Annotated in this window: 15 protein-coding genes and 1 pseudogene; 5 read left to right on the top strand and 11 right to left on the bottom strand. The window is 73.5% G+C overall.

The window, feature by feature from the left end:
- Window positions 1-276 precede the first annotated feature (276 nt).
- Together purE and H7H31_RS22215 are read right to left on the bottom strand one after the other, a co-directional pair.
- Window positions 277-801 (bottom strand): 5-(carboxyamino)imidazole ribonucleotide mutase, encoded by a 525-nt coding sequence (gene purE, locus H7H31_RS22220; RefSeq protein ID WP_187062627.1) that lies wholly within the window; start codon window positions 799-801, stop codon window positions 277-279.
- Window positions 798-1,946, bottom strand: coding sequence for a 5-(carboxyamino)imidazole ribonucleotide synthase (locus tag H7H31_RS22215; RefSeq protein ID WP_176161973.1), 1,149 nt, complete (start codon window positions 1,944-1,946; stop codon window positions 798-800). Before H7H31_RS22215 ends, purE begins: the two co-directional genes overlap by 4 nt.
- Before the next feature lie 170 nt (window positions 1,947-2,116).
- Here H7H31_RS22215 and H7H31_RS22210 point away from each other — a divergent pair, with 170 nt between their 5' ends.
- Window positions 2,117-2,632, top strand: a complete 516-nt coding sequence (locus H7H31_RS22210; RefSeq protein WP_187062626.1) for a GtrA family protein — start codon at window positions 2,117-2,119, stop codon at window positions 2,630-2,632.
- A 207-nt stretch (window positions 2,633-2,839) separates the two neighbouring features.
- Here the strand turns inward: H7H31_RS22210 and H7H31_RS22205 are convergent, their stop codons facing one another.
- Both H7H31_RS22205 and H7H31_RS22200 read right to left on the bottom strand, forming a co-directional pair.
- On the bottom strand, window positions 2,840-4,093 hold the full coding sequence (locus H7H31_RS22205) for a HAMP domain-containing histidine kinase (protein WP_187062625.1): 1,254 nt from the start codon (window positions 4,091-4,093) through the stop codon (window positions 2,840-2,842).
- A 166-nt stretch (window positions 4,094-4,259) separates the two neighbouring features.
- Entirely contained in the window at window positions 4,260-4,940 is a 681-nt protein-coding gene (locus H7H31_RS22200) for a response regulator transcription factor (protein WP_187062624.1), read from the bottom strand.
- An 820-nt stretch (window positions 4,941-5,760) separates the two neighbouring features.
- On the opposite strand from H7H31_RS22200, the gene H7H31_RS22195 reads away from it, so the two are divergent.
- Window positions 5,761-7,290, top strand: coding sequence for a peptide MFS transporter (locus H7H31_RS22195; RefSeq protein WP_187059770.1), 1,530 nt, complete (start codon window positions 5,761-5,763; stop codon window positions 7,288-7,290).
- A gap of 759 nt (window positions 7,291-8,049) precedes the next feature.
- Here H7H31_RS22195 and H7H31_RS22190 read toward each other — a convergent pair.
- Both H7H31_RS22190 and H7H31_RS22185 read right to left on the bottom strand, forming a co-directional pair.
- Complete coding sequence (locus H7H31_RS22190; RefSeq protein WP_187061477.1) at window positions 8,050-8,535, bottom strand: ATP-binding protein; 486 nt, start codon at window positions 8,533-8,535, stop codon at window positions 8,050-8,052.
- A 171-nt stretch (window positions 8,536-8,706) separates the two neighbouring features.
- The gene (locus H7H31_RS22185; protein ID WP_187061476.1) at window positions 8,707-9,075 is read right to left on the bottom strand and encodes an STAS domain-containing protein; all 369 of its coding nucleotides are present in this window, start codon (window positions 9,073-9,075) and stop codon (window positions 8,707-8,709) included.
- A gap of 252 nt (window positions 9,076-9,327) precedes the next feature.
- On the opposite strand from H7H31_RS22185, the gene H7H31_RS22180 reads away from it, so the two are divergent.
- Window positions 9,328-10,275, top strand: a complete 948-nt coding sequence (locus tag H7H31_RS22180) for an RNA polymerase sigma factor SigF (protein ID WP_187061475.1) — start codon at window positions 9,328-9,330, stop codon at window positions 10,273-10,275.
- 199 nt (window positions 10,276-10,474) lie between these two features.
- Here H7H31_RS22180 and H7H31_RS22175 read toward each other — a convergent pair whose 3' ends face one another.
- Complete coding sequence (locus H7H31_RS22175) at window positions 10,475-11,164, bottom strand: TetR/AcrR family transcriptional regulator (protein WP_187061474.1); 690 nt, start codon at window positions 11,162-11,164, stop codon at window positions 10,475-10,477.
- 126 nt (window positions 11,165-11,290) lie between these two features.
- Between H7H31_RS22175 and H7H31_RS22170 the strand changes: the two genes are divergently transcribed.
- Window positions 11,291-12,286, top strand: a complete 996-nt coding sequence (locus H7H31_RS22170) for a zinc-binding dehydrogenase (protein WP_187061473.1) — start codon at window positions 11,291-11,293, stop codon at window positions 12,284-12,286.
- A gap of 211 nt (window positions 12,287-12,497) precedes the next feature.
- Here the strand turns inward: H7H31_RS22170 and H7H31_RS22165 are convergent.
- Window positions 12,498-13,073 (bottom strand): annotated as a pseudogene (locus H7H31_RS22165) (TetR/AcrR family transcriptional regulator); the annotation flags it as partial.
- Window positions 13,074-13,316: 243 nt separating this feature from the next.
- Between H7H31_RS22165 and H7H31_RS22160 the strand changes: the two are divergent.
- Complete coding sequence (locus tag H7H31_RS22160) at window positions 13,317-13,733, top strand: nuclear transport factor 2 family protein (RefSeq protein ID WP_187061471.1); 417 nt, start codon at window positions 13,317-13,319, stop codon at window positions 13,731-13,733.
- 43 nt (window positions 13,734-13,776) lie between these two features.
- On the opposite strand, the gene H7H31_RS22155 is transcribed toward H7H31_RS22160, so the two are convergent.
- The 3 genes from H7H31_RS22155 to H7H31_RS22145 form a co-directional block, all read right to left on the bottom strand.
- Window positions 13,777-15,177, bottom strand: a complete 1,401-nt coding sequence (locus H7H31_RS22155; RefSeq protein WP_187061470.1) for a methyltransferase — start codon at window positions 15,175-15,177, stop codon at window positions 13,777-13,779.
- A 131-nt stretch (window positions 15,178-15,308) separates the two neighbouring features.
- Entirely contained in the window at window positions 15,309-16,553 is a 1,245-nt protein-coding gene (hutI, locus tag H7H31_RS22150) for an imidazolonepropionase (protein ID WP_187061469.1), read from the bottom strand.
- A 17-nt stretch (window positions 16,554-16,570) separates the two neighbouring features.
- Window positions 16,571-18,013 (bottom strand): formimidoylglutamate deiminase, encoded by a 1,443-nt coding sequence (locus tag H7H31_RS22145; protein WP_187061478.1) that lies wholly within the window; start codon window positions 18,011-18,013, stop codon window positions 16,571-16,573.
- Window positions 18,014-18,023 lie beyond the last annotated feature (10 nt).

The following is an 18,023-nucleotide window of genomic DNA, read 5'->3' as shown; positions in this document are numbered from 1 at the left end:
GCGGTCGCCGGTGGTGGTGCCGGCGGTGGCGGCATCGTTCCGCGCTTCCGCGCATCCGCGCTTCCGTGCTGACATCGTTTCCGCGGATGCTGGGTTCCCCGTCGCGGGCGGGCGCTAAACGACGGGCGGCGGCCGGCCGAGGCGCCGCGAGCCGTGCGGGGCGGGTCGCGGCGCGGGGTGCGCGGCAGGTCGTGGGCGGGCGCGCGGGGCGTACGGCGCGGCGCCGGCGGCTGGCGCGCGTCACCGGAACCGGCCGCTCCGCGACGCCCGGGCCGGTTACTTCGCGAAGCCGAAGCCGCCGGAGCCCTCGACGCGGGCCCGCAGGCGCTTGCCCTTCTCGGTGGCCTGCTCGTTCAGCTCCTCCTGGAACTGCCGCATCCGGGCCAGCAGGTCCGGGTCGTACGCGGCGAGCACGCGGGCCGCGAGCAGGCCCGCGTTCCGGGCGCCGCCGACCGAGACCGTGGCGACCGGGACGCCCGCCGGCATCTGCACGATGGACAGCAGCGAGTCCATGCCGTCCAGGTACTTCAGCGGCACCGGCACGCCGATGACCGGCAGCGGCGTGACGGAGGCCAGCATGCCCGGCAGGTGGGCGGCGCCGCCCGCGCCGGCGATGATCGCCTTGAGCCCGCGGTCCGCGGCCCCCTCCCCGTACGCGATCATCTCGCGGGGCATCCGGTGCGCGGAGACGACATCGACCTCGTAGCCGATCTCGAACTCGTCCAGGGCCTTGGCGGCGGCTTCCATGACGGGCCAGTCGGAGTCGGACCCCATGACGATCCCAATGAGCGGCGAAGTCATTCCGTGATCGTTCCTCGCAGGTAACCGGCGGCATGGCTCGCGCGCTCGCGCACGTCGGCCAGGTCGTCGCCGTAGGTATTGACGTGGCCGACCTTGCGGCCGGGCTTCACATCTTTACCGTACATATGGATCTTCAGGCCAGGGTCGCGCGCCATGCAGTGCAGGTAGGCCCCGTACATGTCGGGGTAGTCGCCGCCGAGGACGTTGGCCATCACGGTCCAGCGGGCGCGCGGGCGCGGGTCGCCCAGCGGCAGGTCGAGCACGGCGCGCACGTGGTTGGCGAACTGCGAGGTGACGGCGCCGTCCTGGGTCCAGTGGCCCGAGTTGTGCGGGCGCATCGCCAGCTCGTTGACCAGCACCGCGGGGCCGTCGGGGCGCTGGACCTCGAAGAGTTCCACGGCCAGGTGGCCGGTGACGTCCAGTTCCTCGGCGATCCGCAGGGCGAGCTGCTGCGCGTGCGTGGACAGCTCGGGGTCCAGGTCGGGCGCGGGGGCGATGACCGTGTCGCAGACGCCGTTCACCTGGATCGACTCGACCACGGGGTACGCCACGGCCTGGCCGTGCGGCGAGCGCACCACGTTGGCCGCCAGCTCGCGCACGAAGGGGACCTTCTCCTCGGCCAGCACCGGCACGCCGGCGCGGAACGGCTCGGCCGCCTCGGCCTCGTCGCGCACGACCCAGACGCCCTTGCCGTCGTAGCCGCCGCGCACCGTCTTCAGGACGACGGGGAAGCCGTCGCCCTCGGCGGCGAACCGGGCGACGTCGGCGGGGTCGGCGACGATCCGGTGGCGCGGGCACGGCGCCCCGATCGCGTCGAGCCTGGCCCGCATGACGCCCTTGTCCTGGGCGTGCACCAGCGCCCGCGAGCCGGGCCGGACGGCGATGCCGTCGGCCTCCAGGGCCCGCAGGTGCTCCATCGGCACGTGCTCGTGATCGAACGTGATCACGTCACAGCCTTGTGCGAAGCTACGAAGGGTTTCCAGATCGCGGTAGTCACCGACGACGACATCGCCGACGACCTGCGCCGCGGAGTCCGTCGGGGTGTCACTGAGGAGCTTGAACTTGACGCCGAGGGGGATGCCCGCCTCGTGCGTCATGCGCGCGAGCTGGCCCCCGCCGACCATGCCAATTACAGGGAACGTCACCCACCCAGGGTAGCCGTATCAGCCAACGGGCCCCGCGCGCGCTCGTAGGAACCTCCAAGGTCGGCCGGAGCCGCGATCCGCGATACCCGGACGCGCCCCCGGCCGCGGCTGGTTAGCATGAAGCAGATGGAGTAATGCCGACAACCGCGATACGGAGTAAGACGATCACTATGAGTGAACGGCCCGCGCTGCGTATGCGGCTGGAACTGCTCATGCGCGAGGTCGCCAAGTTCGGCGCCGTGGGCGGTGTGGGCCTCCTCGTCAACCTCGCGGTCTTCAACCTCGTCCGGCACATGACCGACTTGCCCGTGGTGCGCGCGAGCATCCTGGCGACGGTCGTCGCCATCGCCTTCAACTACGTGGGATTCCGGTACTTCACCTACCGGGACCGCGACAAGAGCGGCCGGGCCAAGGAGCTGAGCCTGTTCCTGCTCTTCAGCGCCATCGGCCTGGTGATCGAGAACGGCATCCTCTACACCGCGACGTACGGCTTCGACTGGGACACCCCGCTGCAGAGCAACGTGTTCAAGTTCGTCGGCATCGGCATCGCGACCCTCTTCCGCTTCTGGTCGTACCGCACCTGGGTGTTCCGCGCACTGCCCGCCCGCGAGGCGGTGCAGACGGCCGAGTCGTTCCTCACCACGGCCGAGCGGCGCGAGCGCGCCCAGGCCGGCCGCGCCAAGTAACCCGGCCACCGGGGCTCGTCGCCCCACGCCCCGCGCCGGGCGCCATCTCGCTTCCCTGGCTGTCGCTTCGTACGGGCGGCTGTCGCCTCGTACGCAGCCCACGCCTTCGTACGTACGGGCTCGCGCCTCCGCGCGTCCGGCCCACGCCTCCGCGCGTCCGGTCCGTGCTTCCGTACGTACGGGCGCCCACGCCTGCGTACGTACGGCTCACGCCTCGTGCGCGGAGTCGGCCTCGCGGCTGAGGAAGAGGGCGAAGATCGGCGGTTGCTGCTGGAGGAGTTCCAGTCGGCCGCCGTCCGCCTCGGCCAGGTCGCGGGCCACGGCGAGGCCGAGGCCCGTGGAGTTGCGGCCGCTGACCGTGCGCTCGAAGACGCGGGCGCCGAGGTCGGCGGGGACGCCCGGGCCCTCGTCCGAGACCTCGACCACGGCCTGGTTGCCGGTGACCCGGGTGCGCAGCGCCACCGTGCCGCCGCCGTGCATCAGCGAGTTCTCGATCAACGTCGCCAGCACCTGGGCCACCGCACCCGGGGTGCCGACCGCCCGCAGTCCCTTCTTGCCGGAGCGGACGATGGCCCGTCCCTCGCTGCGGGAGGCCGGGCGCCACTCCTCGATCTGCTGCTTGACGACCTCGTCCAGGTCGAAGGCGACGGCCGAGCCGGAGCGCGGGTCACGGGAGTTGGTGAGCAGCCGCTGCACGACGTCGGTCAGCCGCTCGACCTGGGCCAGCGCGATGGTGGCCTCCTCCTTGACCGTCTCCGGCTCGTCGGTGAGCGTGATCTCCTCAAGCCGCATGGACAGCGCGGTCAGCGGTGTGCGCAGTTGGTGCGAGGCGTCGGCGGCGAGCCGTCGCTCGGCGGTGAGCATCCGCGCGATGCGCTCGGCGCTGGCGTCGAGCACGTCGGCGACCCGGTCGAGTTCGGGGACGCCGTACCGCCGGTGCCGGGGCCGCGGGTCGCCCGAGCCCAGGCGCTCGGCGGTCTCGGCCAGGTCGGTGAGGGGCGCGGCGAGCCGGTGCGCCTGCCGTACGGCGAGGATGACGGCCGCCGCGACGGCCAGCAGGGCCACCGCCAGGATGATCAGTAACGTGCGACCGATCTCCCGGCCGACGGTGCCGTGCGACTCCTCGACCCGGACCGTCACGCCCTTCGCGCCCCTCTCCTCCGCGGCGATGACGCCGCCCGACGGGCGGTCGCCGATCTCCAGCGGGGCGGACTGGCCGGGGACGGTGATGCGGGCGTAGCGGTCGGTGGTGATCTGTTCGCTCAGCACCTTGGGGGTGACCGCCTCGCCGCCGATGAGCCGCCCGTCCACGATGCTGAGCAGCCGCAGGGCCTCGGACTCCACGCTCTCCTGGGCGCTGTTCTCGATGGTGCGGGTCTCCACGATGACCAGGGAGACGCCGAAGACGGCGATGACGACGAGCACCACCGCGAGCGTGGAATTGATCAAACGGCGACGCATGGGCCCACTACCGTGTTCGGGTCAGCGCTGAGTGTTCAGCGTTCAGGTGCGGTTCCGGCCAGTCTTCCGCCGGCATTCTGTCGGCATTTCACTGGCTTTCTGCCGACTTTCGCCATCTTCGCGAGTTTCCGGTGCTTACCACCGGATCTCCTCGCCGGGTCCCGCGCTAGTTCTTCTCGAACCGGAAGCCCACGCCGCGCACCGTGGCGATGTAGCGCGGGTTGGCGGCGTCGTCGCCCAGCTTCTTGCGCAACCAGGAGATGTGCATGTCGAGCGTCTTGGTCGAGGACCACCAGGTGGTGTCCCAGACCTCGCGCATGAGCTGGTCGCGTGTGACGACCCGGCCCGCGTCCCGGACCAGGACCCGCAGCAGGTCGAACTCCTTGGCGGTGAGCTGCAACTCCTCGTCGCCCATCCAGGCCCGGTGGGACTCGACGTCGATCCGTACGCCGTGGGTGGCGGGCTGCGGCTGCTGCGCCTCGGCGGAGCCACGGCGCAGCAGGGCCCGTACCCGGGCCAGCAGTTCGGCGAGCCGGAACGGCTTGGTGACGTAGTCGTCGGCGCCGGCGTCCAGTCCGACAACGGTGTCTACTTCGTCGGCGCGGGCCGTGAGCACCAGCACGGGGAAGCCGTGGCCCTCGTTCCGCAGCCGCCGGCAGACCTCCAGGCCGTCCATGCCCGGCAGGCCGAGGTCGAGGACGAGCAGATCGACGCCGCCTTGCAGGCCAGCGTCCAGCGCGGTGGGGCCGTCCTGGCGCACCTCGACCTCGTACCCCTCGCGGCGCAGAGCGCGGGCGAGCGGCTCCGAGATGGACGCGTCATCCTCGGCGAGCAGTACTCGGGTCATGCGGGAATGGTAGTCCGCGACCGACCGGAGAAGGGCCGGGCCTGCGCCCTCGTCTCGGCGGACACCTCGCGGGGCGCGGCCCGCCGACCACGGGTGGCCCGCGAGCCGCGACCGCCCCTCCCGCGTACGCCCCCGGCGCACGCCACGCGCCCCCGCGCGCCCCTGCGGCCCCCCGTGGAACGTGTCCCACGCCACGCGCGGGCGGCCTCGCCCGGACGCCACCGACGCCGCCGAAGCCGCCGGCCCCGACCCGCCCCGCGCGGTCGAGCCACCGCGACACCTTCCGGGCCGGCCGGAGCCGCGCCTACCGGAGGCCAAACGGCCCCCGCCGGGCCGCCGTTGTCGGCCCCGGATCGCCACGGGCGTTCTGGTGTGTGTTAGACCGTTATCAGGTCATCGTGAGCGAGTGACTAGTTCTCTTCAAATGCGCGGTAAAAGTTGCGACCATGTGTCGTGAGTTACGTCTCATCGCCTTCCATTCGTGCCCCGCGTCTGGCGTATGGTGACGGAACGTCTGTAGCACTGCCCTGAGACCTTTGGTTCGCAAGACGCGCCAAAGGTTTCTTTGTGCCCGGGACTGGAGCCACCAGCCCCGTCAGGCACAGTGAATGACCTGCCGGCCGGGTCCGCCGCGTGTTCCTCGCGCGGGGGGCGTGGAGCGCGGCGGTGTGACCGCCCTTCCCGGTTCCCCCCATGGGTACCGCCCCCGCGGGACGGGGGTGGGCGACGCGTCGTCGAAGCCGGCTACCCGACCGGGCGCGTGATCTTGATTCCGGCTAGCCGTCTTGGCCTCGCGTCCCGAGCCCCCCAAGGAACAACCATGGCGTCCAGCCTGACGAAGGGCGCGGCCAAGCAGGGACCCCCTGCCAACGGCGGCAAGACCTTCTTCGGCCACCCTCGCGGCCTGGCCACTCTCTTCATGACCGAGATGTGGGAGCGTTTCAGCTTCTACGGCATGCGGGCCCTGCTCGTCCTCTACCTGATCTCCGGCGGTCCGGACTCGAAGGACGGCAGCCAAGGTGGCGGCCTGGAGATGACCGAGGCCAACGCGGTCGCGATCTACTCCGTGTACCTGGCCATGGTCTACCTCCTGGCGATGCCCGGCGGCTGGTTCGGTGACCGGGTGTGGGGGCCGCGGAAGACCGTGGCCATCGCCGCCGGCATCATCATGGCCGGCCACCTGCTGCTCGCGGTGCCCGGACAGTTGCCGTTCTTCGGCGGCCTGGCGCTCGTCGCGTTCGGCTCCGGCCTGCTGAAGGCCAACATCTCCACGATGGTCGGCCACCTCTACGAGGGCCCGGAAGACCCGCGCCGTGACGGCGGCTTCACGATCTTCTACATCGGCATCAACATCGGTGGCTTCGCCGCGCCGTTGATCATCGGCACGGTGGGCCAGGAGGTCAACTGGCACCTCGGCTTCGCCATCGCCGCGCTCGGCATGGCGCTGGGCCTGATCCAGTTCCTGATCGGCACCCGCCACCTGAGCCCGCTCTCCAGCCAGGTGCCGACCCCGCTCAACATCGAGGAGCGCAAGGGCTGGCTCCGCAAGGGTCTGATCTGGACGGCGGCCACGGCCGCGTTCTACGCCGTGGTCACCCTGACCGGTCACTTCACCCTGAACTGGGCGCTCGTGCCGATCACCATCGCGGGCCTGGTCATCCCGATCGCGGTGCTCGTCCGCATCAAGCGGGACAAGGAACTGACCGAGCTCGAACAGACCAAGGTCAGCGGCTACATCTGGTTCTTCGCCGCGGCGGCCGTCTTTTGGATGATCTTCGACCAGGGCGGGTCGACGCTGTCCGCCTTCGCCGAGACGAAGACGGCGGACAACGTCTTCGGCATCCGCTTCCCGTCGTCCTGGTTCCAGTCGGTCAACTCGGCCTGGGTCATGGCCCTCGCCCCGGTCTTCGCCTGGATGTGGCTGGCGCTGGCCCGGCGGAACAAGGAACCCAGCACCACGGTGAAGTTCGCCATGGCGCTGGTCCTCACCGGAGCCTCGTTCTTCGTCTTCGTGATCCCGATGAGCATGGCCAACGACGGCTCGGCCGTCAGCCCGGGCTGGCTGCTCTCGATCTACATGCTCCAGACCATGGGTGAGCTGTGCCTCTCCCCGGTCGGCCTCTCGGTCACCACGAAGATGGCGCCCGAGAAGTACGCCAGCCAGATGCTGGGCGTCTGGTTCCTCGCGGTCACCGCGGGCGACTGCACCACGGGCCTGCTCTCCATCGCCGGCGTGGACCTCAGTGGTGAAGGGGTGGTCGCCGCGGAAGCCTCGCTGGCGGTCCTTGCCGGTGTCGCCATCTGGATGTACCGCAAGAAGGTCGTGCAGATGATGGGCGACGTCCGCTGACGTCCCCGCCCCCAGCGGGCCGACCCACCTGAAACACCCCGAGGGCCTCGGCGCACCAGCGCCGGGGCCCTCGGCGCGTCCGCCTCGGGGGAAGGCCGCGCGCGCCCGTCGTGTGGGGTGCGGGGTGGGGCCGTGAGGTGCGTGGGGTGCGTGGGCCGGGATGTCCTACGGGGGCCGCGGGAGTCGGAACCTGCGCCGGGGCCTGGGCGACTCTGGCGCGCGGGCGGCTACGAGGCCGGTACGGCGCGCGGGCCGAAGGCCCGGGTTCCAGGGTCAGGCCGGACCAGGGCTGGGTGCGTGTGGTGGCTGGCCCTGAGGAGGGCGCCACGGGGCGCGTGCGGCGGGTACGCGGCGGCTGGGTGGCGGGGGCGCGCCCGGGCGCGCGGGGCGCGTAGGCGGCGACTGGGCGGGGCTCGGGAGGGAGCGGGCCCTGGCACGCGCGGGAGCCCCGGCCGGGGGAGGTCGGGGCGCGGGGTGTGCGGGGCGCGTGGTGTCGGCGCGTACGGGAGGTGCCGGCGTGGGGCGGCACGGCGTACGGAGCGGCGCGGACAACGGTGCTCCGGCGGCAGCGGGTCGACCTCGCCGTGGCGGCATGGCGTACGGAGCGGCGCGGCCCCCGTACGGAAGGGGTGCGGGGGCGCGACGGGCCCAGCTCGGGCGGAGGGGCAGGGGGTGCCGCGGGCCCGGCGGGCGGGCCGGGGTGGTGCGGGGGCCCGCGGCGGGCGGGCGGTGCTGCGGCGGAGTGGGCGAACGGGCGGGTCAGCCTGGCGCGGCGAGTTCCGCCCAGACCGTTTTTCCGGCACCGTCGGCGTTCCGTACGACACCCCAGTCCAGACAGAGGCGCTGCACGATGAACATCCCATGGCCGCCGGGGCGGCCGGCGCGGTGCGGGGTGCGCGGGGCCGGCGTGCCCGCGCCCCGGTCGCGTACCTCAAGGCGGAGCGACTTGGCGTCGCAGCTCACCCGGAGTTCCTCCGGCCCCTCGGCGTGCAGGCACGCGTTGGTGACCAGTTCCGAGACGACCAGCAGCACGTCCTCCGCCGCAGCACGCTGGTCCGCGTTCGCGGCGGGCAACCAGCCCCAGTCGCGTAGCGCTTCCCGAGCGAAGTCGCGGGCGCGTGGCACGGCGCCGCTGGCGTCGGTCAGGGCGAGTCGGCGGGTTTGTCCGCTCGACGGGCGGACCGGAGCAGTGGCACCCGCCTCCGGGCCGCGGTCGCCCGGCGAGCACGGCCGCGCGGAGCTCATCAGCGCATCACCTCACCGATTCACCGAATCTAGGACAGGGGCTGCCTGTCGCATCGAGCAGATTTAGCTGTCTCCTGCCCGGATGCGGCGTGAGAACACCCACTTATTCGCCCCGGACTGTGTGACTCAGGTAACGCACGCATGAAGCGCACGCAACAGACCAGCCCCGCGTCATTCGACGAGCGCGGCTTCCAACGTGTCGTGCACCGTGAAAACGGCCTCGGCTCCGGTGATCTCGAAGACCCGAGCCACCACCGGGAGCATGCCCGCCAAGTGGACAGCACCCCCAGCCGCCTCCGCCTTGAGTCGTGCCCCGAGGAGCACGTTCAAACCCGTCGAATCGCAGAACTCCAGCCGCGAGCAGTCCACGACCAACCGGGACTGCCCGTCGGTCACACACTGCTCCAGTGGCTCACGGAGCAACTCGGCAGTGTGGTGATCGAGCTCACCTGCCGGAGTCACGACCGCACTCGCCCCCTGGTGTCGTACCTCGACTCGCAGTCGGCCTCTGCTCGTGCTGCCGACCATCCCGCGGTCCATGCACGCACCTCTTCTGGTGTCTCGTGGCTTTCGATTGCGCGCCTCGAACCCTACGCCCTCGAGCCGGCGTGCGGTAGCCGAACAACTGGCATATATCACCAAATACGGACAACACGCACTTGCCACTTCCGGGTCAATGCGGGTAGGCGTAGTAGGACACACCCGAACACGGCCCGGCTTTGGAGGCGCCGCTCACCGCAGCACGACGATATGGCTTCGGCAGCCACATGCCGAGAATGATGGAGGACTCCCATGTCACCCCGGCTCGACGAACCGCGCACCGAACACCATCGGAACCCCGCCTCGTCGACACCTTCGCCCCAGCAGACCGACCTCGCACCGACCCCGGGCGCCCGGACGGGCACCGCGCCGGAAGACCCGGCGCACACCGGCCCTTTCGGGGATCTGCCCGAGATCCCGCCCTTCGCCGAGGTCGGAGCGGTCGATGCGAGGGCCCTGTCCAAGACCCTCTTCGAGCGCCTTGAGACGCTTGAGGAAGGCACGCACGAGCACGCGTACGTCCGCAACACCCTGGTCGAACTGAATCTGGCGCTGGTCAAGTTCGCCGCCTCCCGGTTCCGCTCCCGCAGCGAGCCGATGGAGGACATCGTCCAGGTCGGCACCATCGGCCTGATCAAGGCGATCGACCGTTTCGAACTGAGCAGAGGCGTCGAGTTCCCGACCTTCGCCATGCCAACCATCATCGGCGAGATCAAGCGGTTCTTCCGCGACACCAGTTGGTCGGTGCGCGTCCCGCGACGCCTCCAGGAACTGCGGCTCGACCTGGCCAAGGCCGGCGACGAGCTGGCGCAGAAGCTCGACCGCGCCCCCACCGTGAGCGAGCTGGCGACGCGCCTGGGCATCACCAACGAAGAGGTTGTCGAGGGCATGGCCGCGAGCAACGCGTACACCGCGAGCTCGCTGGACGCCCAACCGGAAGAGGACGACACCGAGGGCGCGCTCGCCGACCGCATCGGCTACGAGGACCACGGACTCGAAGGCATCGAGTACGTCGAGTCGTTGAAGCCGCTGATCGCCGAACTTCCGCCGCGCGACCGCAAGATCCTCTCCCTGCGGTTCGTGGCGAACATGACGCAGTCGGAGATCGGCGAGGAGCTCGGCATTTCCCAGATGCACGTCTCACGTCTGCTCTCTCGCACGCTGACCAAACTTCGCAAGGGCCTGACGCTGGAGGAATAAACAGACCACCGCACCACCGCTACGGAGCCGACGGCGCGCCGGCCACAGCCGGCCGCACCTCGGAAGCAGGGCCCATCCCGGACCGATCGGGAGGGGCCCTGCTCCGTTTCCGGGCCGCCGCGTCCGTTTCGGGCCGCCGCGCGGACGGTGGGCGTCGGTGGCGGTGGCGGTGGGGGCGGCGCCCCGGGGGCGCGGGTGGTCAGGCGCGGACGAGGGTGGCCACGTCGGGGAGCGCCGCGAAGGCCGCGCGCACGCTGGCGCGCAGGGCCTCCCGGTCCCGGCCGGCGGCGGCCGTCGGCGCCGCGTCGTCGGCCGTGGCCGACCACTCCCTGAGCGCGCTGCGCCAGGCGGCCACCATGAGTTCGAGCAGGAGGCGAGCCGGCAGCTCGTCGATCCCGCTGTCGGCCGGGAGCCTGGCGACGACCGTGCGCACCACCGCGTCCGTGACCTCGGCACAGTGCTGGAGGCTGTGCGCGGTCAGGGCCGGCGTGCGGTCGGCGAGGGCGCGGCTGATCAGGAACCGGTCCTCCCAGCCGTCGGACATGTCCGCTATGGCGGCAATGAGCGCGTCCTGGTACGCGTCGAGCAGCGGGCCCGCGAGCGAGGCGGCCTCGATCCGCCGCCGGTAGGTGTCCCACAGCTCCTTCTCGGGCGCGAGCGCCACGTCCTCCTTCGAGGAGAAGGCGCGGAAGAACGTGCGCTTGGAGACCTCCACCTCGTCCACGAGCTGGTCGAGCGTGGTCTCCGCGAAACCCTGCTCGGTGAAGAGGCGCAGCGCCGTGTCCACCAACGCCTGCCGGGTGCGCAGCTTCTTGCGCTCGCGCAACGGGAGCTGACGCGCCGGGTCGGGCGGGGTCGGACCGGTGGGGGTGGCGGCTGCGGAGGTCACGTGGGGAGTGTACCCACCCACTCGCCTTGCGGAGGCAAGAGCCCCTTGCAGGCTTATGCCACTGAGTGGCACTATCGCGCTGCCGGGGTCGCCGACCCCGGAAATCCGTGAGGAAGTGAGTGAGCCATGCACGCATGGGCGATCGACCCCAGCGCCCCCGACGGACTGCGCCTGACACAGACCCCCGACCCCGTGCCGGGCCCGGGTCAGGCGCTGGTGCGGGTGGCGGCGTTCTCGCTGAACCGGGGAGAGGTGGACGCCGTCATTCCGCGTGGTACGGCGGGGGCGGTGCCCGGTTGGGACGCGGCCGGCGTCGTCGTACGGGCCGCCGCCGACGGCTCGGGGCCGGCCGTCGGCGACCGGGTGGTGACCCTCGGCGACGGCGGCGCGTGGGCCGAACTCCGCGCCGTGGACACCGGTCTCGTCGGCGCCGTGCCCGACGGCGTGGACCTGGCCGCGGCTAGCACGCTGCCGGTGGCCGCCGGGTCGGCGCTGCGCGCGCTGCGCCGCCTCGGCCCCCTGCTGGGCCGTCGCGTCCTGATCACCGGCGCGGGCGGCGGCGTGGGACGGTTCGCCGTCCAACTGGCGGCCCTCGGCGGCGCCCACGTGGTGGCCTCCACCAGCACCCCGGCGCACGCCGAGGCGCTGCGCGCGCTGGGCGCCGACGAGGTCTGGCTCACCGGGGCAGCGGGGACGGCGGACCCGTCGGACCCGTCAAACGCCGGCGAGGGCGCGGGGCTGGTGCCCAGTGGGCCGGTGTACGGCGTGGTCGATACGGTGGGGGGCGACCAACTGGTGGCCGCCTACGCGGCGTTGGAGGCGCACGGCACGCTGGTGTCGGTGGGCCACGCGTCCGGCGTCGGCGAGACCTTCCCGTTCGGGGCGCTCTTCGGCGACCAGGGTCGGCACGACCGCACGCTGGCCACCTTCTACCTGCTCCAGGACGCGACGCGGCTGGGCGACGACCTGACCTGGCTCGCCGGACTGCTCGCCGCCGGCACCCTCGACCCGCAGATCGCCTGGCGCGGCGACTGGTCCCGGATCGGCGAGGCGACGCGGGCGCTGGCGGGCCGCCGGGTGCCGGGCAAGGCGGTGCTTGAGGTGCCGGCGGCGGACGCGTAACGGCGACCACCGTCCGGCCCGGCCCGGCTCCCCGGAGGTCGGACCCCGCCCCGCCGCACGCGCGGGCGGGGCGGTGGCGTCATCCGCTGGCCGGGTCCGTGTGGGCCGTCGCGGTACGGGGGTTGGCCGGGGCCTGGCGTGGCGCGGCCCCGGCCTCGTATCCCTCGGGGCCCGCCGGGTGCGCGGCGGGCCCGTCGGCGCCGCCGCCCTCGACGCCCGCCGCCGCCAGCAGGGCCTGGGCCGCCGCGCGGGCCGCGCGGGCGGGTTCCGGCGAACCGGTGACGGCGGCCGTGGCGATGGCGCCCTCGGCGAGCAGGGCCAACTGGTCGGCCAGCGGCTCCGGCTCGGACGCGCCCGTGGCGGCGGTCAGCTCGCCGAGGTAGGTCCGTACCGCCGCCTTGTGGGCGCGCGCCGCCTCGGCCACGGCCGGCGAGGTGCCGCCGAGTTCGGCGAAGCAGTTGAGGAAGGCGCAGCCCCTGAAGTCCGGCTCGGCGAACCACTCGTACAGCCAGTCGAAGACCGCCAGCAGCCGGGCTCGCGGGGTGGGCCGGGCGTCGGCGTGGCGGACGAGCGCGGCGCGCCAGGCGTGGTCCCGGCGCCGTAGGAACTCCTCCACCAAGTGGTCCTTGGCGGGGAAGAGCTGGTAGAGGCGCTTGAGCGAGACGCCGGCGGCGGAGCGCACGGCGTCCATGCCGACCGCGCGCACCCCGCGCGCGTAGAACAGCTCCTCGGCCGCGTCCACCACGCGCGCCCGCGCCTGTTCCTCGGCCGTCCCGCCCACCGTCATCCCTGTCCCGCCTCGCCTCTCACGTGTCCGGGCGCCACCGGCCACCCGCCGTCGTCCTCGCGACCATCGCCCGACGCCCTCGGCCACCGACCGTGGGGCCATGGGCCGTCGCCATGGCCGCCGCTTGCGCGGAGAACGAGCGTTCTCCTATCGTACGCGGCAGCGCCGGAGAACGATCGTTCTCCGTTCCGTGCCCCGGCCGTTCGGGGCCCGGCGCCGCCGCGCCCGGACGAAGGAGGCGACATGTCCACTCGGCCACCCCTGCCGCCGTTCACGGAGGAGACCGCGCGCCGCAAGGTCCAGGCGGCGCAGGACGCCTGGAACTCCCGCGACCCCGAGCGGGTCGCGCTGGCGTACACCGAGGACTCCGAGTGGCGGAACCGGGACGTCTTCCTGCGCGGACGCGAGGAGATCCGCGCCTTCCTGCGCGAGAAGTGGCGCCGCGAACTCGACTACCGGCTGCGTAAGGAGCTGTGGACGTACACCGACCACCGCATCTCGGTCCGCTTCACGTACGAGTGGCACGACGTGGCCGGGCAGTGGTGGCGCAGCTACGGCAACGAGCAGTGGGAGTTCGCCGCGAACGGCCTGATGCGGCGGCGCTACGCCAGCATCAACGACCTGGCCATCGCCGAACGCGATCGGCAGCTCACGGACTGAGCCGTGGCCCGGACCACGCGGGGCGCGGGGCGTACGCGCCGGGCTAGGCGGTGTCCGAGGGCGGCGCGCCGGATATCGCGGTGAGCCGCCACAGCGAGGTGACCTCCGCCGCGCGCGCCGCGTGCAGTGGGTCGGTCGGGTCGGTGGCGCGGCCGTGCCGGGGGCGGGTGTCGAGGCGGTCGAGCACGCGCAGGCCGGCCGCGTCGATGAGGTGCAGCAGCTCGGCCCGGGTGCGCAGGCCGAGGTGTTCGGCCAGGTCGGAGAGGATCAGCCAGCCCTCGCCGCCGGGCGCGAGGTGGGCGGCCAGGCCGTCCAGGAAGCCGCGCAGCATGCGGCTGTCCGGGTCGTACACCGCGTACTCGACCGGCGAGCTGGGCCGGGCCGGCACCCAGGGTGGGTTGCAGACGACGAGCGGTGCCCGGCCCGGCGGGAAGAGGTCAGCCGCGCGCACCTCCACGCGCTCCGCGACCCCGAGCCGGGCGGCGTTCTCGCGCGCGCAGGCGAGGGCGCGCGGGTCCTGGTCGGTGGCCACCACACGCCGTACGCCCCGGCGGGCGAGCAGCGCGGCCAGCACCCCGGTGCCGGTGCCGATGTCGAACGCCACCTCGCGCGCGCCCGCGGGCAGCGGCGCCTCGGCCACCAGGTCCACGTACTCCCCACGGACCGGCGAGAACACGCCGTAGTACGCGTGCACGCGCTCGCCGCCCAGCGCCGGGATCGGCACGCCCTTGCGCCGCCACTCGTGGGCGCCGATGAGGCCGAGCAGCTCCCGCAGCGAGATCACCGCGGGCTCGGCCGCGTCGCCGGCGCCCCACGCCTCGCGGCAGGCCGCGCCGACGTCGGGCGCCCGCCGCAGCGGCACCCGGGGGCCGGCGTCCGCGTCGGGCCCGGGTTCGAGGGGGACGAGCAGCATGCCGAGCAGCCGGGCCCGCTGTGCCTGGGCCTTGCGGTGCAGGTGGAAGGCGCGGGCGGGCGACTCGTCGGGCGCGCCCTGGTCGCCTGCCACGGGGGTGGCGGGGCCGGTCGCGCCACGGCGGCGCTTGCGGGCGGGGCGCTTGCGGTCGGCGCGGCGGGCCATGGCCTGCAGGAGCTGGCGCGCGTTGTGGTAGTCGCCGCGCCAGAGCACCGCCGTGCCCTCGCAGACGAGCTTGTACGCGGCGTCCGCGGTCATCCGGTCGTCGCCGACCACCACGCGCCGGGGTGCCGGCGCACCGCTCTCGGAGCGCCAGCGCGCGGTGTGCGGTACCTCGCCCTCGGTCCAGCCGACGCGGGGGTGGGCCGCGTCGTCGGCGCCGGTCGCGGGCGATCCGGCCGCGCGGGCGTCGCCGGCCGTCGCGCCGGGCGACGGGGCGCTGACGGCCGACGGGGCGGGGCCGGTGTCGCCGTCGGCGGTGGTGCCGCCGGCGGCGGCGGCGGTGGTGCGGCGCGGATCGGGGGTGTGCATCTCTTCCAGCTTCGCGGGACGACGGGCGCGCGGCGAGGTCCCGACGCGCTGGGGACACCTTCCCACGGGCCACTGACAACGGCCGCCGCACCGCCCACGGGCGGCGGCCGGGGCCGCCGGGCGCGGTGGGTTCAGACGCGCTGGCCGCCCCGCCAGACGGCCGTGACCAGCGGGACGCCGGGCCGGTAGGCGAGGTGGACCGGGGACGGGGCGTCGAGCAGGGCCAGGTCCGCGCGGGAGCCCGGGCGCAGGTAGCCGACGTCGTCGCGGCGCAGGGCCCGGGCGCCGCCCGCGGTGGCCGCCCACACGGCCTCGTCCGGCGTCATGCCCATGTCCCGTACGGCGAGGGCGACGCAGAACGGCATGGAGCTGGTGAAGGACGAGCCCGGGTTGCAGTCCGTGGACAGCGCGACGGTGGCGCCCGCGTCGAGCAGCCGGCGCGCGTCGGGCCACTTCGCGCGGGTGGAGAACTCGGCCCCCGGCAGCAGCGTGGCCACCGTGTCCCCGCTGGCCAGCGCGTCGACGTCGGCGTCGGTGAGGTGCGTGCAGTGGTCGGCCGAGGCGGCGTCCAGCTCGACGGCGAGTTGGACGCCGGGCCCGTACGTGAGCTGGTTGGCGTGCACCCGGGGGGTCAGGCCGCGCGCCTTGCCGGCGCTGAGGATGGCGTGTGCCTGGTCCCGGTCGAAGGCGCCCTTCTCGCAGAAGACGTCCACCCAACGGGCGTACGGGGCGCAGGCGTCGAGCATCGGCCCGGTGACGAGGTCCACGTAGCCCGCGGGGTCGTCGGCGAACTCCGGGGCGACGATGTGCGCGCCGAGGAACGTCGTCTCCTCGGTGTGGGCGGCGGCGACGCGCAGCGCGCGGGCCTCGTCGTGCGGCGTGAGCCCGTAGCCGGACTTGGTCTCCAGCGTCGTGGTGCCCTGCCGGGCGGCCTCACGCAGGTAGCGCAGCAGGTTGGCTTCGAGCTGCTCGTCGCTGGCGGCTCGGGTGGCGGCGACGGTGGTGCGGATGCCGCCCGCGGTGTACGGCCTGCCGGACATGCGCGCGCTGAACTCGGCGGTGCGGTCGCCGGCGAACACCAGGTGCGAGTGCGAGTCCACGAAGCCGGGAATGACCGCCTGACCCGCGGCGTCGAGGTGACTGTCAGTGGCGGGTGCTTTGCTGGTGACACCGACCCAGGCGATGCGGTCGCCGTCGATGACGAGCGCCGCGTCCTGGATCAGACCGAGGGGGCCTTCGCCGAGGGAGGGGTCGTTGGTGACGAGGGTGCTGATGTGGGTAATGGCCGTCGTCGTGCGGGCGCTGTGGGCGCTGCCGGGGGTGGCGGCGGGCCGGCCGGCGGGGACGCCGGCGCCCGTGGGGGTGTTGGGGGTCATCGCGGGGTGGTTCTCCTTCAGCCGAGCACGGCTGCGATGGACTGGGCCAGTGCGGTGGGCACGTCGGGGAGCAGGACGTGTGCCCCGTCCCGGACGATATGGCGACCGCCGACGATCGTGTGCCGGACATCCGCGCTGGACGCGGCGAATACGGCGGTCTCCACGCCCAGCGACGGTGGCGGGCCGGCGGTGCGCACCGAGTCCAGCGCCAGCGTGGTGAGGTCGGCGAGCGCCCCGGGAGCGATGCGGCCGGCGTCCTGCCAGCCCAGCGCCGCGTGACCGGCCGCCGTCGCGGCGTGCAGGAGTTCGGCCGCCGTCCAGTGGCCCCGGGCCCGGGTGCGCAGCCGCTCGTCCAGCTCCATCGCGCGCGCCTCTTCGAGCAGGTCGATGACGGCGTGGCTGTCGCTGCCGAGGGAGAGTGGCGAGCCGGCTTCCTGGAGGGCCACGGCCGGGCCGATGCCGTCGGCGAGGTCGCGTTCGGTGGTGGGGCACATGCACACGCCGGTGTGGGCGCCGCCCAGGAGGGCGATGTCGGCGCTGGTCAGGTGCGTGGCGTGCACGGCGACGGTGCGCGGCCCGAGCGCGCCGTGTTCGGCGAGCAGTTCGGTGGGGGTGCGGCCGTGCGCGGCGCGGCAGGCGTCGTTCTCGGCGGTCTGCTCGGACAGGTGGACGTGCAGGGGGGCGTTCCGACCGGCCGCCCAGCCGGCGACGGTGGCCAGTTGGTCGGCCGGCACGGCGCGTACGGAGTGGATGGCCGCGCCGAGCCGGGCGTGCTCGGGCGCCCCCAGCGCGCTCGCGCGCTCCGCCCACGCGTCGGCCGTGCCATCGCTGAAGCGCAGTTGGGGGCGGGTCGGCGGATCGCCGAAGCCCGCGGAGAGGTAGGCCGTGTCGAGGAGGGTGATGCGGATGCCGGCGTCGGCGGCCGCCGCGAGGAGGGCCTCGCCCATGGCGTTGGGGTCCTGGTAGCGGGCGCCGCCCGGGGCGTGGTGCAGGTAGTGGAACTCGCCGACGCATGTAATGCCGGCGAGCGCCATCTCGGCGTAGGTGGCGCGGGCGAGCGCGTGGTAGCTGTCCGGGGTCAGCCGCTCAGCGACGCCGTACATGACCTCGCGCCAGGTCCAGAACGAGTCCGGTGCGCGCCCGCCGCCACGGTGAGTGCTGGCGGGGCCGGCTTCCGAGGAGGTGATGGATGAGGAGGTGGTGGCACCCGGGGAGGCGGCCTGGGCGGCCGGGCTGACCTGGGCGGCGCCGCGCAGGGCGCGGTGGAAGGCGTGGCTGTGCGCGTTGGCCAGGCCGGGCACGGTCAGGCCGCGCAGCACGACCGCGCCGGGTGGCGGCGTGGCCACGCCCGGGCGCACGGCGCCCACCCGGCCGTCGCGTACCTCGATGAGGACGCCGGCCAGGACACCGCCGCCCGGCGTCGGGCCAGCGGAGGTCGCGCCTGCGGAACCCGGGCCCACGGAGTCCGGG

Origin of the sequence: Streptomyces buecherae, from assembly GCF_014295035.1 — a bacterium.
In the GTDB taxonomy this organism is placed as follows: Bacteria; Actinomycetota; Actinomycetes; order Streptomycetales; family Streptomycetaceae; genus Streptomyces; species Streptomyces youssoufiensis.
This window is presented reverse-complemented; position numbering and strand designations above follow the sequence as displayed.

Coding starts and splice junctions, on each gene's coding strand:
- purE (WP_187062627.1), bottom strand. CDS start 801: ATGACTTCGCCGCTCATTGGGATCGTCATGGGGTCCGACTCCGACTGG.
- H7H31_RS22210 (WP_187062626.1), top strand. CDS start 2,117: ATGAGTGAACGGCCCGCGCTGCGTATGCGGCTGGAACTGCTCATGCGC.
- H7H31_RS22205 (WP_187062625.1), bottom strand. CDS start 4,093: ATGCGTCGCCGTTTGATCAATTCCACGCTCGCGGTGGTGCTCGTCGTC.
- H7H31_RS22200 (WP_187062624.1), bottom strand. CDS start 4,940: ATGACCCGAGTACTGCTCGCCGAGGATGACGCGTCCATCTCGGAGCCG.
- H7H31_RS22195 (WP_187059770.1), top strand. CDS start 5,761: ATGGCGTCCAGCCTGACGAAGGGCGCGGCCAAGCAGGGACCCCCTGCC.
- H7H31_RS22190 (WP_187061477.1), bottom strand. CDS start 8,535: ATGAGCTCCGCGCGGCCGTGCTCGCCGGGCGACCGCGGCCCGGAGGCG.
- H7H31_RS22185 (WP_187061476.1), bottom strand. CDS start 9,075: ATGGACCGCGGGATGGTCGGCAGCACGAGCAGAGGCCGACTGCGAGTC.
- H7H31_RS22180 (WP_187061475.1), top strand. CDS start 9,328: ATGTCACCCCGGCTCGACGAACCGCGCACCGAACACCATCGGAACCCC.
- H7H31_RS22170 (WP_187061473.1), top strand. CDS start 11,291: ATGCACGCATGGGCGATCGACCCCAGCGCCCCCGACGGACTGCGCCTG.
- H7H31_RS22160 (WP_187061471.1), top strand. CDS start 13,317: ATGTCCACTCGGCCACCCCTGCCGCCGTTCACGGAGGAGACCGCGCGC.
- H7H31_RS22155 (WP_187061470.1), bottom strand. CDS start 15,177: ATGCACACCCCCGATCCGCGCCGCACCACCGCCGCCGCCGCCGGCGGC.
- hutI (WP_187061469.1), bottom strand. CDS start 16,553: ATGACCCCCAACACCCCCACGGGCGCCGGCGTCCCCGCCGGCCGGCCC.